The organism is Burkholderia multivorans ATCC BAA-247 (assembly GCF_000959525.1).
In the GTDB taxonomy this organism is placed as follows: domain Bacteria; phylum Pseudomonadota; class Gammaproteobacteria; order Burkholderiales; family Burkholderiaceae; genus Burkholderia; species Burkholderia multivorans.
Window position 1 is genome coordinate 2,955,608 of the sequence record NZ_CP009832.1, and the last position, 12,938, is coordinate 2,968,545.

13 protein-coding genes are annotated in these 12,938 nt (G+C 69.0%); 7 read left to right on the plus strand and 6 right to left on the minus strand.

Annotated elements, in window-relative coordinates; genetic code table 11:
• Positions 1–129: 129 nt before the first annotated feature.
• The 3 genes from NP80_RS26195 to NP80_RS26205 form a co-directional block, all read right to left on the minus strand.
• Entirely contained in the window at positions 130–1,326 is a 1,197-nt protein-coding gene (locus NP80_RS26195; RefSeq protein ID WP_006406492.1) for a phosphoglycerate kinase, read from the minus strand.
• Between the two features lie 278 nt (positions 1,327–1,604).
• Positions 1,605–1,928: an AzlD domain-containing protein gene (locus tag NP80_RS26200; RefSeq protein WP_006398405.1), complete on the minus strand. Its 324-nt coding sequence runs from the start codon at positions 1,926–1,928 to the stop codon at positions 1,605–1,607.
• A complete protein-coding gene (locus NP80_RS26205) occupies positions 1,925–2,680 on the minus strand; it encodes an AzlC family ABC transporter permease (protein ID WP_006398404.1) in 756 nt (251 codons plus the stop codon). Before NP80_RS26205 ends, NP80_RS26200 begins: the two co-directional genes overlap by 4 nt.
• Positions 2,681–2,871: 191 nt before the next feature.
• Between NP80_RS26205 and NP80_RS26210 the strand changes: the two genes are divergently transcribed.
• From NP80_RS26210 to NP80_RS26235, 6 genes are all read left to right on the plus strand, one after another.
• Positions 2,872–3,795, plus strand: a complete 924-nt coding sequence (locus tag NP80_RS26210; protein WP_006398403.1) for a branched-chain amino acid transaminase — start codon at positions 2,872–2,874, stop codon at positions 3,793–3,795.
• A gap of 50 nt (positions 3,796–3,845) precedes the next feature.
• Positions 3,846–4,040, plus strand: coding sequence for a zinc-finger domain-containing protein (locus tag NP80_RS26215; protein WP_006398402.1), 195 nt, complete (start codon positions 3,846–3,848; stop codon positions 4,038–4,040).
• A gap of 139 nt (positions 4,041–4,179) precedes the next feature.
• Positions 4,180–5,217: a lipopolysaccharide heptosyltransferase II gene (gene waaF / locus NP80_RS26220; RefSeq protein WP_006406495.1), complete on the plus strand. Its 1,038-nt coding sequence runs from the start codon at positions 4,180–4,182 to the stop codon at positions 5,215–5,217.
• A gap of 115 nt (positions 5,218–5,332) precedes the next feature.
• Positions 5,333–5,779: a nuclear transport factor 2 family protein gene (locus NP80_RS26225; RefSeq protein WP_006398400.1), complete on the plus strand. Its 447-nt coding sequence runs from the start codon at positions 5,333–5,335 to the stop codon at positions 5,777–5,779.
• 27 nt (positions 5,780–5,806) lie between these two features.
• The gene (locus NP80_RS26230; protein ID WP_006411808.1) at positions 5,807–6,847 is read left to right on the plus strand and encodes a hydrolase; all 1,041 of its coding nucleotides are present in this window, start codon (positions 5,807–5,809) and stop codon (positions 6,845–6,847) included.
• Positions 6,840–7,436 carry a DUF2946 family protein gene (locus NP80_RS26235; protein ID WP_006411812.1) on the plus strand — a complete coding sequence of 199 codons (597 nt, stop codon included), beginning with the start codon at positions 6,840–6,842 and terminating at the stop codon, positions 7,434–7,436. The genes NP80_RS26230 and NP80_RS26235 overlap by 8 nt, the downstream gene beginning before the upstream one ends.
• Positions 7,437–7,524: 88 nt before the next feature.
• Here NP80_RS26235 and NP80_RS26240 read toward each other — a convergent pair whose 3' ends face one another.
• Positions 7,525–9,231, minus strand: coding sequence for a M48 family metalloprotease (locus tag NP80_RS26240; RefSeq protein ID WP_045594242.1), 1,707 nt, complete (start codon positions 9,229–9,231; stop codon positions 7,525–7,527).
• Between the two features lie 325 nt (positions 9,232–9,556).
• Here NP80_RS26240 and moaC point away from each other — a divergent pair, with 325 nt between their 5' ends.
• Positions 9,557–10,036 (plus strand): cyclic pyranopterin monophosphate synthase MoaC, encoded by a 480-nt coding sequence (moaC, locus tag NP80_RS26245; RefSeq protein ID WP_006406501.1) that lies wholly within the window; start codon positions 9,557–9,559, stop codon positions 10,034–10,036.
• 118 nt (positions 10,037–10,154) lie between these two features.
• Here moaC and NP80_RS26250 read toward each other — a convergent pair whose 3' ends face one another.
• Both NP80_RS26250 and NP80_RS26255 read right to left on the minus strand, forming a co-directional pair.
• On the minus strand, positions 10,155–10,505 hold the full coding sequence (locus NP80_RS26250; protein ID WP_006406502.1) for a TonB family protein: 351 nt from the start codon (positions 10,503–10,505) through the stop codon (positions 10,155–10,157).
• Between the two features lie 592 nt (positions 10,506–11,097).
• The gene (locus NP80_RS26255; protein WP_035948211.1) at positions 11,098–12,879 is read right to left on the minus strand and encodes a PglL family O-oligosaccharyltransferase; all 1,782 of its coding nucleotides are present in this window, start codon (positions 12,877–12,879) and stop codon (positions 11,098–11,100) included.
• Positions 12,880–12,938: the final 59 nt, after the last annotated feature.

Here is a 12,938-nt window from a genome sequence, read left to right on the forward strand (position 1 = left end):
CGGCGGCCGCCGGTGCGCGCGGGGCGGGGTTCGCCCGCGCGGGCGCGCGTTTGCGCTTGCCCGCGCCGGCCGCCGGCTCCGCTTTCGCGGAGCGCGCGGCCTTCGTCGCCCCTGCGCGCGCCGCCACGCTCAGGCCGCCCGCGTTTCGAGCACTTCCACTGCCGGCAGCTTCTTCCCTTCGAGGAACTCGAGGAAGGCGCCGCCGCCCGTCGAGATGTAGCTGACCTGGTCGTGGATGCCGTACTTCGCGATGGCCGCGAGCGTGTCGCCGCCGCCTGCGATCGAGAACGCGGACGACTTCGCGATGGCTTCGGCGAGTGTCTTCGTGCCGTTGCCGAACTGGTCGAACTCGAACACGCCGACCGGCCCGTTCCAGACGATCGTGCCGGCCTTCTCGAGCTGGCTCGCGAGCGCCTTTGCCGTGTCCGGGCCGATGTCGAGGATCATGTCGTCGGCTTCGATGTCGGCGACGGGCTTCACGGTCGCTGCGGCCGTCGGCGAGAATTCCTTCGCGGTCACGACGTCGGTCGGGATCGGCACCGACGCGCCGCGCTTGCGCGCTTCGTCGATGATCGCCTTCGCCTCGTCGACGAGATCCGGTTCGGCGAGCGACTTGCCGATCGACAGGCCGGCCGCGAGCATGAACGTATTCGCAATCCCGCCGCCGACGATCAGCTGGTCGACCTTTTCGGCCAGCGACTTCAGGATCGTCAGCTTGGTCGACACCTTCGAACCCGCGACGATCGCGACGAGCGGCCGCGCCGGATTGCCGAGCGCCTTGCCGAGCGCGTCGAGTTCCGCAGCAAGCAGCGGGCCCGCGCACGCAACCGGCGCGTATTTCGCGATCCCGTGCGTGGTGGCCTCCGCGCGGTGCGCGGTGCCGAACGCGTCGTTCACGTACACGTCGCAGAGCTTCGCCATTTTTTGCGCGAGCTCGTCCGAATTCTTCTTCTCGCCCTTGTTGACGCGGCAGTTCTCGAGCAGCACGACCTCGCCCGGCGCGACGTTCACGCCGTTCTCGACCCAGTTCGCGACGAGCGGCACGTCGCGGCCGAGCAGCTCGGACAGGCGCTTCGCGACCGGCGCGAGCGAGTCTTCCGGCTTGAACTCGCCTTCGGTCGGACGGCCGAGGTGCGACGTGACCATCACCGCCGCGCCGGCCTCGAGCGCCGCCTTGATGGCCGGCACCGAGGCGCGCACGCGCGTGTCTTCGGTGATGTTGCCGTGATCGTCCTGCGGGACGTTCAGGTCGGCGCGGATGAACACACGCTTGCCGGCGAGCTGGCCGGCGGCGATCAGGTCGGTAAGACGCTTGACTTGGCTCATGTTGGACTGATTGAAGTAGTGGATGGGGAAAGGGGTACGCCGGACGTGCGCGGGCTGCCGCGAAAGGGCGCCGGATGCGGCCGTGGCTGGCGGCTCCGCATGACGCGCACGGGTAAAAAATCTCGAACGGGCATTCTAGCCGATCCACCCCGCACACTGGCTCGTGCGGCGGCGAATTCCGCCTATTTGGGATCGCGTGCCGCGACACGCGCGATACTGCGCTGCATCATAGATAGCAGCGGCCGCCGTTGCGACGCCGCCACCCCGCCGGGCGGCCCTCAGACGACGAGCCGCAGCACCGTGAACACGACCATGCCGACGACGATCGTACCCAGCATGCTGCGCCGCCAGAGGAACCAGCCGAGGCCGGCGAGCGCCGCGTAGAACGGATGATTCGACAGCGCGAACGACAGGCCGGCCGGCGTTTCGAGCACGTCGGGCAGCACGACCGCGACGAGTGCGGCGGCCGGCGCATAGCGCAGCGCGCGCTGCGCGCGTTCGGGCAGGACGGTGCGCTCGCCGCCGATCAGGAACAGCGCGCGCGTGACGGCCGTGACGATCGTCATCCCGACGATCACGATCCAGATTTCCGCCGCGCTCATTCGACCTCCTCGTTGCGCACCGTCTCGGTGCGGATGCGGCGCCAGTCGGCGCGCTCGACGAACCAGTCGGCCGTGCAGCCGGCCGCGAGCGCGGCGAGCACCGCGATGGGCAAGGCGAGCCGGTACGGCAGGTCGAACGCGACGAGCGACACGATGCCGGCGACGGCGACCGCCGCGAGCGTCGAGCGGTTCGCGACCGCCGACACCATGATCGGAATCAGCGCGAGCGTGCCGGCGAGTTCGAGCCCCCAGCTGGCGGGGAAGAAGCTCGCGAGCAGGATGCCGGCGAGCGACGACACCTGCCACGACACCCAGCTCGCGAGCGCCATCCCCCAGAAGTACGCTTCCTTGCCCGGCACGTGGCCGTTCGCGAAGCCCTGCTTCTGGAACAGCAGATAGATCACGTCGCCGTTGAAATAGCCGATCGCGAGACGGCGCCACAGCGGCAGATAGGAAAAATGGGGAGCGAGACCGGCGCTGAAGATCACGAAGCGCATGTTGACCATCGCGGCGGTGAGCAGCACCGTCCAGATCGGCAGCTTCGCGGCGAGCAGCGGCAGCACGGCGAGCTGCGACGAGCCCGCGTAGACGAGCAGCGACATCGCGCTCGCCTGCCCGAGCGTCATGACCGACTGGCTCATCGCGATGCCGGTGACGAGCCCCCAGGACAGGATCGCCATCAGCGTCGGGGAATAGTCGCGCGCGCCCTGGATCAGGGCGAAGCGGTCGGTCGGGGACAATCGAGCGAGCATGGAAAGCGGCCGCGGCGGGCAGTTCGTCGGACCCCGGCGCCTCCTGCCGGCACGGCCCGTCGTTATTGGAATCGGTGCCGGACGATTATAGCGCCGCACCCGCGCCGACCGACCGGCCCGCCCCCAAATGACGCTAAAATAAGCGTCTTTCCGGCTCAACGCTGCACACAAACGCATCCCAGGAGAATCCTATGTCAATGGCCGACCGCGACGGCAAGATCTGGATGGACGGCAAGCTGATCGACTGGCGCGACGCCACGATCCACGTTCTGACCCACACGCTGCACTACGGCATGGGCGTCTTCGAGGGCGTGCGCGCATACAAGACGGCCGACGGCAGCACCGCGATCTTCCGTCTGCCCGAGCACACGAAACGTCTGCTGAATTCCGCGAAGATCTTCCAGATGGACGTGCCGTTCGACCAGGAAACGCTGGAAGCCGCGCAGCGCGAAGTCGTGCGCGAGAACAAGCTCGAGTCGTGCTACCTGCGCCCGATCATCTGGGTCGGCTCGGAAAAGCTCGGCGTGTCGGCGAAGGGCAACACGATCCACGTCGCGATCGCCGCCTGGCCGTGGGGCGCCTACCTCGGCGAGGACGGCCTCGCGAAGGGCATCCGCGTGAAGACGTCGTCGTTCACGCGCCATCACGTGAACGTGTCGATGGTGCGCGCGAAGGCGTCCGGCTGGTACGTGAACTCGATCCTCGCGAACCAGGAAGCGACGGCCGACGGCTACGACGAAGCGCTGCTGCTCGACGTCGACGGCTACGTGTCCGAAGGCTCCGGCGAGAACTTCTTCCTCGTGAACCGCGGCAAGCTGTACACGCCCGATCTGTCGTCGTGCCTCGACGGCATCACGCGCGACACGATCATCACGCTCGCGAAGGACGCCGGCATCGAAGTCATCGAGAAGCGCATCACGCGCGACGAGGTCTACACGGCCGACGAAGCGTTCTTCACCGGCACGGCCGCCGAAGTCACGCCGATCCGCGAACTCGACAACCGCACGATCGGCAGCGGCGCGCGCGGCCCCGTCACCGAAAAGCTGCAATCGGCGTTTTTCGATATCGTGTCGGGCAAGAACGCGAAGTACGCGCACTGGCTGACCAAGGTCTGAGCGCGCACGCCCCGACCGCCCCACCAAGAAGAGTGACAAGAGAAAGTCTCATGAGTGAAATCAAGGAAATGCCGCTGGTCGAGCTGGCGGCGAAGGACCTCCCCGCCTACTGCCCGAATCCCGCCATGACGCGCTGGAACGCCCATCCGCGCGTGTTCATCGACGTGTCGCACGGCGAAGCGCGCTGCCCGTACTGCGGCACGCGCTACAAGCTGCGCGACGGCGAGGTGGTCAAGGGCCACTGAGCGCATCGGGCCTGCGGGCCCGCGCTATCCACGAGGCGGCGCAGCCGGGCTTGTTCCGGCACGCCGCCGTTTCCCTATCTGGCAACCCGAACGCGGCGCTCGCGCGGCGCGTTTCATTACGACATCGGAAATCGACCTGATGCGTCGAGCGCTGGTTATCGCACCGAACTGGATCGGTGACGCATTGATGGCGCAGCCGCTCTTTGCGCTGCTGAAGAAACTCCATCCCCGCATCGCGATCGACGCCGTCGCGCCCACCTGGGTCGCGCCGGTGCTCGAACGGATGCCCGAGATCCACGATGTCTACGCGACCGATCTCGCGCACGGCAAGCTGCAGCTGCTGCGCCGCTGGCAGCTCGCGAGCGATCTGCGCGACGTCGGCTACGACGCCGCCTACGTGCTGCCGAATTCGCTGAAATCGGCGGTGATTCCGTGGCTCGCGAACATTCCGCTGCGCATCGGCTACACGGGCGAGCACCGCTACGGGCTCTTGAACGTGCGTCACGCGAACCCCGACAAGTCCGCCGAACGGCCGCCGATGACGACGCACTACGCGGCGCTCGCGTACGCGCCGGGCGCGAAGCTGCCCGAGTCGATGAAGACGCTGCCGCCGCCGCGCCTCGACGCGGACCTGAACGAGACGGCGCGCGTCTCCGCGCGCTTCAATCTCGATACGCGCAAGCCGCTCGTCGTGTTCTGCCCGGGCGCGGAATACGGGCCGGCCAAGCGCTGGCCGCCCGAGCATTTCGCGACGCTCGCGACGATCGTCCACCAGTCGTTCCCGTATACGCAGATCGTCGCGCTCGGCTCGCAGAAGGACGCGGCGGCCGCGCAGGCGATCGCCGATCACGCGCCGAACGTGCGCAATCTCTGCGGGCAGACCTCGCTCTCCGAGGCGTGCGCGCTGATCGCACGCGCGAATGCCGTCGTCACGAACGATTCGGGGCTGATGCACGTCGCCGCCGCGCTGCGCCGGCCGCTCGTCGCGGTGTACGGGTCGACCGATCCGCGCCACACTCCTCCGCTGTCGGACCTGGCGAAGGTACAATGGCTGCATCTCGAATGCAGTCCCTGTTTCGAGCGCGAGTGCCCGCTCGGCCACCTGAATTGTCTGCGCGAACTCGGCCCCGAACAGGTATTCGGCGATTTGCGCGGCATGCTCGTCGGGCAGCGCTGACCTTGACCGGCGGCGTCGCCCGGCGCGCCGGGCAATCCGATTCACCGGTGCGCGGCGGCCCCACCCGGGCCGCCGTGCTGAATACGGCGCGCGACGCGCGCGAGAGATAACCCCGATGCCACGTTTTGCCCGCCTTTTCGAAGCCGCCGCCGATACGCTCAACGCCTACTACCAGGCCGTCGCCGATGCCAATCTCGACGCGCTGCTGGCGTTGTGGATCGACGAGGATTTCGCCAGCTGCGTGTGGGCCGACGGCGAGCATCTGCATGGGCTCGACCAGATCCGCAGCGGGCTCGGCACGCGGCTCGCGACGCGTCCGGTGACGATCGAGCCGCTCGACATCCGCGTCTACGACAGCCTCGGCACGGTCGTCTACACGATCGCCGAAGCGCACCAGCAAGCCGACCTGACGGCCGATCCCGACATGGTTTTTGCGACGTACGTGATGATTCACGAACGCGGCGAGTGGCGCATCGCGCATATCCACGCGAGCCCGATTCCCGAGCAGGCGGCCGGGCAGTTCGCCGCCAAGATCCGTCACGGGCAGGGCCCGCTGCACTGACGAATAAACGAAGAACGCGGGGCGATCATGAGTACGGCTTCACCGCCCACATCGCCGCTGACCGGGCCGCAGGCCCCCGACGACGACAATCTGCTGCGCTATCGCGCACCGCGCTGGCTGCCGAACAGCCACGTGCAGACGATCGTGCCTGCGCTGTTCGCGCGCCGGCCGGTCGTCGCATACCGGCGCGAGCGCTGGGAAACGCCCGATCACGACTTCATCGACCTCGACTGGGTCGCGCATCTCGATAGCGCCGCGCCGCCGCCGGACGCGCCGCTGTTCGTGCTGTTCCACGGCCTCGAAGGCAGCTCGGGCTCCCATTACGCGCTCGCGATGATGGCCGCCGCGCGCGCGAAGGGCTGGCACGGCGTCGTGCCGCACTTTCGCAGCTGCAGCGGCGAACTGAACCGGCAGCCACGCTTCTATCATCTCGCCGACAGCGCCGAAGTCGACTGGATCCTGCGCCGGCTCGCCGCGCAGCATCGCGGGCCGATCGTCGCGGCCGGCGTGTCGCTCGGCGGCAACGTGCTGCTGCGCTGGCTCGGCGAGCATCGCAGCGACACGTCGATCGTACGGGCCGCCGCCGCGATCTCGACGCCGATCGACGTGCATGCGGGCGGCCGCGCGCTGTCGCAGGGCTTCGCGATGGTGTACACGCGCAGCTTCCTGAAGACGCTGAAACGCAAGGCGCTCATGAAGCTCGAGCAGTATCCGGGGCTGTTCGACCGCGACGCGATGCTGCGCGCGGTGACGATGTACGACTTCGACGAGGTCGTGACCGCGCCGCTGCACGGTTTCGCGAATGCGAACGACTACTGGACACAGGCGACCACGCGCCCGCTGCTGCCCGCGATCGACGTGCCGACGCTGATTCTCAATGCGCGCAACGATCCTTTCCTGCCCGAATCGGCGCTGCCGGGCCCGGCCGACGTGTCGCCGGCCGTCGAGCTCGACCAGCCCGCGCACGGCGGCCACGCGGGATTCATGACCGGTCCGTTCCCCGGCCGCCTCGACTGGCTGTCGGCGCGCGTGTTCGGCTATTGCTCCAAATTCGTCGACCATGGATGACATCGTCAAGCAGGCGCTCGCGAAATGGCCGAACGTGCCGCACTGCACGGGCTGGCTGTTGCTCGACCGGCGCGGCACGTGGCGGCTGCGCGACGAGGCCGCGCAGGCTGCCGGCGAACTCGGTTCGCCGATCCGCCATGCCGCGCTGATCGCTTTCATCGGACGCAACTACGAGTGCGACGCGCACGGCCAGTGGTTTTTCCAGAACGGGCCGCAGCGCGTGTACGTGGAGCTCGCGTATACGCCGTGGATCGTGCGGCTCGCCGAGCGCGACGGACAGCTGTCGCTGACCGATCACACCGGCGCGCCGTTCGAGCCCGACGAGGCATGGCTCGACGATGCGGGCGGCGTGCTGTTCGTCGAAGCCGGCACGCGGCCGCGCGTCGCCGCGCTGCACGATCACGACCTCGGGCTGTTCGCCGATCGCGCGGACCTCGACGCGACGCCACCCGTGCTGCGCTGGCGCGACGCTCGGCTGCTGCCGCTCGGGCAGATCGCGGGCACCGACGTGCCGGCTCGGTTCGGCTTCGTCACGAGCCCGGCCCGACGCGCGAGCGAAGCCGGCAACGCGGGCGAGGCCGGGCGCTGAGCGCGATCGTCGCTGCGTTCGTCGTCGCGTTCATCAGCGCGGCCGGCGTTCGCGGCGCGTACATCGCGCACGCGCTCGCCGCTAACCGCTAGCCGCGCCCGTTCTTGTCGTCTTCGCGCTCTTCCTTGTAGCGCGCCTCGAATTCCAGCAGTCGCGCGCCGATGATCGACTGGTCGTAGAACGACACGTCCTTCGCATCGCGCGCCTCCTTCAACTGGCGAATCGCCGACGGCCACGCGCCGTCCAGCGCGAGCTTCTCCGCCAGCGCGCGGCGCCGCGCGAGCACGTCGCCCTTCCCGTCGCTCGCCTTCGCGAGGTAGTCCCACCAGTCCGGCTGATCGGGATCGGCGCTCGCCTGCGCCCGCGCGAGCGTCTGCGCCTCGGCAAAGCGGCGCGCGGCGATCAGCGTCTGCAGGTGCACGACGATCGCCGCGTGCGACGCGGGCCAGCGCCGCTGCGCGAGCGCCGCGAGCCGCACCGCGTCGTCGGTACGCCCCGCGCGTCGCGCGATGTCGGCGGCCAGCACGTCGAGGCTCGGCGAGCCCGTGGCCGGATCGCGGTCGCGGCCCTCGCGCGCATCGAACGCTGCGCGCGCGGTGGCGAGCGCGCGGTCCGCCGCGTCGTACTGTCCGAGCAGCGCGTTCGCCAGCGCGATGCCGTACGCGTTCGCCGCGACGTTCGGCGCGGTGCGATCGTCGATCTCGAGCTGCATCCGCCGCGCTTCGGCCGCGATATCGTTCGGCGCACGGTTCTGCAGGATCCGCAGCCGCGCGCGCACGAAACCGTATTCCGGCGACTGACGCGGCTGACGGTACGGCGCGCGCCGCGCGCGATCGTCCATGTCGGCGATCCGCTCGACCGTCAGCGGGTGCGTCCGCGCGTAGGCCGGTACGCCGGCGTCGCCCATCGACGCACGTTCGAGGCGTTCGAAGAACCCCGGCATCCCGTACGGGTCGTAACCGGCGCCCGCCAGCAGCTGGAAGCCGACGCGGTCGGCTTCGCGCTCGGCCGTCCGCGAAAAGCGCAGCTGATTGTCGACCGCGAATGCCTGTCCGCCCATCGCGATCGCGCTGCCGAGATCGCCGCTGCGCGCGAGCACGCCGGCCAGCACGCCGAGCAGCATCGTCGCGAGCGCCGTGTAGCCGGTTTTCTCGTTCGCGCCGATCATGCGCGCGATGTGCCGCTGCAGCACGTGCCCCATCTCGTGACCGATCACCGACGCGAGCTCCGATTCCGTCTGCGTCGCGACGACGAGCCCGCTGTTGATGCCGATGAAGCCGCCCGGCATCGAGAACGCGTTGATCTGCGGATCGCGCACGGCGAACAGGTCGAAGTCCGGCGCATAGCCGCCGATGTACCGCGCGGAAGCCGCGGCCGCCAGACGTTTCGCCACCGCATTCAGGTAGTCGCGGACGAGCCAGTCGTCGAGATAGTCGGGGTCGCGCCGCACGTCGCGCATCACGCGCTCGCCGAGCTTGCGCTCGGCCTGCGGCGTCAGCGCGCCGCCGGATCCGTCGCCGAGATCGGGCAACTCGAACGCCCGAAGCGGCGCGCGCAGGCTTGCCGCGGGTGCCGACGCATCGTCGGCGATGCCCGTTGCGCCCGAAAAACGGCTCTCCGCGCCGCCGTACGTGCCGAACACGCCGGTCGCGATGCCCGGCGGCACGGTCGAGATCGACGGCGAAGCGGCGTTGACCGATTCGAGCGGCGCCGGCGCCGTACGCTGCGCGAAGCTGTTCGCCGGCAGCGCGAGCGCAGCCGATAACGACACGGCAAGCAACTGTTTGACACGCATGGCAGGATGGAGCGACGCCGCCCGCGCGCCGGGCGCGCATCGCGGCGTTTGGTCTGATCTGAATATCGTGGCCATTGTACCGGCGCGACCGCGACTGTCCTGCGCCGCGCACGCGCGATCTGCACGCGCGCCGGCGCGAACGCCGCTGCTATGATAGGCGCCCGTTGAAACCCTGCGCGAGATCGCGGCGCGCGCTGCCGCAGGCGCTCCGCCGTGCATGCGCGCCGGAACGCCGAGTGGCGGCCGCGTCCCGCATACCGGTCGAGCGCAACGCATCAGGATCGACACACGTCCGCGCGCGGACGACGATCGACAGGAGCATCACATGTCTGGACTCACCCATTTCGATGCCGCCGGCCACGCGCACATGGTCGACGTCGGCGGCAAGCAGGAAACGCAGCGGATCGCGGTCGCGCGCGGCACGATCCGGATGCTGCCGGCCACCTTCGAGCTGATCCGCGACGGCAAGGCGAAGAAAGGCGACGTGCTCGGCGTGGCGCGTATCGCCGCGATCCAGGGCGCAAAGCGCACCGCGGATCTGATTCCGCTCTGTCATCCGCTCGCGCTGACGCGCGTCGCCGTCGATTTCGAACTCGACGACGCGCTGCCGGGCGTGCATTGCATCGCGCAGGTGGAAACGTTCGGCCGCACGGGCGTCGAGATGGAAGCGCTGACCGCGGTGCAAGTCGGGCTGCTGACCGTCTACGACATGTGCAAGGCCGTCGATCGCGGGATGGTGATCGGCGATGTCAGTGTCACCGAGAAGCGCGGCGGTAAGTCGGGCGATTGGAAGGCGCAGGCGTGATCCATCGTTCCATCGCGGCGCCGTCGGCGTTTGACGGGCGGACGCGATAGTCGATTCGACGCACGCGTCGGCGATCTGCGATTCGAATCGCTTCAGTTCGACAGCGCCCCGCTCCGCGTCACTGGCCGCGCTGCGGCTCGAACACGAACGGCTGCGTCAGCAGGAAGGGGTTCGCGGCGGCGCCGGTCTGCGTGCACGTTGCGCGCGCCATCGCCTCGACGGCCGCCCGGTCGGCCGCGGCGTTGCGGCTGCTCGTCGTCACCGTCACGTTCTGCGCCTCGCCGGACGCCGTCATCAACGCGCGCACGAGCACGGTCGCCGGGCGCGTGAGCGGCTTGGCGGTATCCGGATAGACGGCACGCGGAATATGGCACGTCAGCTTGCTTTCCTGCGACGACGACAGCATCGCGCAGCCGGAAAACAGCATCGCGACGGCAGGCAGGATCAGGTAGGTCGAGCGAATAGCCATGGTCGAATATCGTTGTTCAGGTCTGTTCCGGACGAACGCCGCGTGACGGCGGCATCGCTCCCCGCACGCGCTCGGCTGGCCGCGGCCGTCGGACCGGCGCCCCGTGACGGCCGCGCGGCCTCTCGATCGATCGGCCGCGATCCCGCTGCGTACCCAGCCGACGCGACGTCGAGCGCCCTCGAGCCCGAAACGTTGCGTCGACGTGCGCGAGCGCGCATCGGAAGGCTTTCGCGCATTGTGCACGCGCCGTCGCGCGCATGGCAGCGATTTGACAATGGTTGACGCGAATCGCGCCCGATTTGGCGCGACTCCGTGCGATCCGGGAAGCAATCGCCACCCGGCGCGGAGTCGCATGCGCCGCGCTGTCGCACGATCGCCGCTGTATCGCCCGTATCGAGCGGCGCGAATTCCGCTTATCCGGCACGGCGCCGCGTCACTGGCCCGGTGTCGTCGGGTGCGACTCCGTGCGATGCGGCAAGCAATCGCCGCGCGCCTCGGGAATCGCGCCCGCGCAGTGCGGTCGCCCGACCATCGCCGTATCGCCTGAACCGGGCGGCGCGCATCCCGCTTGTCGGCCGCTGCGCCGCGTCTCTTACTCCGTATCGTCCTCGTCGTCAGACTCGTCGTCCGCATCGGACGGCACTTCGCCGTATTTCGCGACGATCGCCGCCTTGAACGCCTTCAACGACGGATGCTCGTCGCACAGCTTGTAGAGCAACGCGAGTTGCGCCGGCCAGTCCTTCAGCTCCTTCGCGAACACCTGCAGCCGCGCGACGGTATCGAGCGCATCGGCTTCCCGCCCGTCGAGCGCCTGCAGCACCGCATAGCGGCGCAGCACCGTCTCGCCCGGCAGCAGCGCGATCGCGCGCTCGTGCGCGGCGAGCTTCGCCGGCAGATCGTCCGGCGAGATCGTGAGCAGCGTGGCCGCGCCGTAATCGCCCCACGCGTGGAACAGCAGCGACGGCGCATCGCGGTACTGCGCGGCCGGACTGCTGCCGTAATACAGCACCTCGGCGCGCTGATAGTCGCGCAGCACGGGAATCGTCGCGAGCAGCCCGGCGAACGACAGCACCGCGAACAGCGCAAACGCCGCGCGCGCAGGCAGCACGCGCAACGGCTTCACGTCGAGCAGCCCGATCACGAACATCGCGGGCAGCAGGAAGAACATGTATTGCTGCGGATACTCGACGAGCGCGTGCATCAGCAGGATGCCGATCAGCGCAAAGCCGAACACGCGCGAGCTCGACTGCGGTGCGCGCACCGCCCGCACAAACCACATCACGAGCGTGACGGCCAGCACACCGAGGCCGACGAGGCCGGACTTCGCGAGCAGGTCGATGAAGATGTCGTGCGAGTTGTTCGCGATCTCGACGCCGCCAAGCGCGCGCGCCAGCGCAAACTGGTGCGACGGGAACTCGCCCCAGCCGACGCCGAGCAGCGGATGCTCGCGGAACATCGCGAGCCCGTACTTCCACAGCGCGAGGCGCGGCGCGATCTGCCCGGCGTCGCGCATCCGCTCGGCCGCCGATTCGGCGAGATTCAGCTGATAGTGGACGTTGGCCCAACGCACCGCGACGTTCACGGCAACGAACGCGACGACCAGCACGACGGGCAGCAGCCACGCGCGCGCGGCGCCGCGCGTGCGGCGCGATTCGACCCACGCCATCCAGAAACCCGCGACGACCATCACCGCGACCTGCAGCCACGGACCGCGCGACACCGTCAGCGCGAGCCCAGCCGACAGCACGACCGAGAGCGCGAGCCATGCCCACACCGCGAGCCGGCGCGTCTGCACGAGATACAGCGCACCGGCCATCGCGAACGCGATGTAGGTCGCCAGATGGTTCGCCTGCGCCATGTTGCCGTAAGGGCGCCGGTCGACCGCGATGTTGTACATCACGACGAACGGCGACACCGCCGACTCCAGATGAAACAGCTGCACGACCTGACACGCGACCGCGAACACGCCGCCGATCAGCAGTGCACCCGCCATCATCCGCGCGACCGCGTCGCCGAGCCCCTCGCGCGCGAGCGCGTAGCCGGCCTGCATCGCAACCAGCGCGGCCGCGAGATAACCGAGCGCGAGCCCGTTCATCGACGGCACCTTCAGCGGCAGCAGCACGAGCTGCGCGATCAGCACGAGCGCGAAGCCGATCGGCGCGACGAACGCGGCCGGTGCGGCAAACGGTTCGGCCGCGCGCTGCGCGCGCACCAGCAGCACGACCGACAGGCCGAGCAGCAGATACAGCACGAGCGCGGAAAATTCCGAATAGAAGGTCGGAATCGGATACGTGTGGGTGGTGATCGCATACGGCACGATCAGCGCGACAGCCAGTGCAATGAGCGGCAACGAACGGGTAAAGGTAGAAGGCATGAGCGAACCGGATGTCAGCAACCGGCGCACTATACAAAACTTTCCCCCCTCTGTGCGGG

What these genes read in the sequence shown, in the direction of transcription:
- NP80_RS26195 (WP_006406492.1), bottom strand. Translation starts at nt 1,326, where the DNA reads ATGAGCCAAGTCAAGCGTCTTACCGACCTGATCGCCGCCGGCCAGCTC.
- NP80_RS26200 (WP_006398405.1), bottom strand. Translation starts at nt 1,928, where the DNA reads ATGAGCGCGGCGGAAATCTGGATCGTGATCGTCGGGATGACGATCGTC.
- NP80_RS26205 (WP_006398404.1), bottom strand. Translation starts at nt 2,680, where the DNA reads ATGCTCGCTCGATTGTCCCCGACCGACCGCTTCGCCCTGATCCAGGGC.
- NP80_RS26210 (WP_006398403.1), top strand. Translation starts at nt 2,872, where the DNA reads ATGTCAATGGCCGACCGCGACGGCAAGATCTGGATGGACGGCAAGCTG.
- NP80_RS26215 (WP_006398402.1), top strand. Translation starts at nt 3,846, where the DNA reads ATGAGTGAAATCAAGGAAATGCCGCTGGTCGAGCTGGCGGCGAAGGAC.
- waaF (WP_006406495.1), top strand. Translation starts at nt 4,180, where the DNA reads ATGCGTCGAGCGCTGGTTATCGCACCGAACTGGATCGGTGACGCATTG.
- NP80_RS26225 (WP_006398400.1), top strand. Translation starts at nt 5,333, where the DNA reads ATGCCACGTTTTGCCCGCCTTTTCGAAGCCGCCGCCGATACGCTCAAC.
- NP80_RS26230 (WP_006411808.1), top strand. Translation starts at nt 5,807, where the DNA reads ATGAGTACGGCTTCACCGCCCACATCGCCGCTGACCGGGCCGCAGGCC.
- NP80_RS26235 (WP_006411812.1), top strand. Translation starts at nt 6,840, where the DNA reads ATGGATGACATCGTCAAGCAGGCGCTCGCGAAATGGCCGAACGTGCCG.
- NP80_RS26240 (WP_045594242.1), bottom strand. Translation starts at nt 9,231, where the DNA reads ATGCGTGTCAAACAGTTGCTTGCCGTGTCGTTATCGGCTGCGCTCGCG.
- moaC (WP_006406501.1), top strand. Translation starts at nt 9,557, where the DNA reads ATGTCTGGACTCACCCATTTCGATGCCGCCGGCCACGCGCACATGGTC.
- NP80_RS26250 (WP_006406502.1), bottom strand. Translation starts at nt 10,505, where the DNA reads ATGGCTATTCGCTCGACCTACCTGATCCTGCCTGCCGTCGCGATGCTG.
- NP80_RS26255 (WP_035948211.1), bottom strand. Translation starts at nt 12,879, where the DNA reads ATGCCTTCTACCTTTACCCGTTCGTTGCCGCTCATTGCACTGGCTGTC.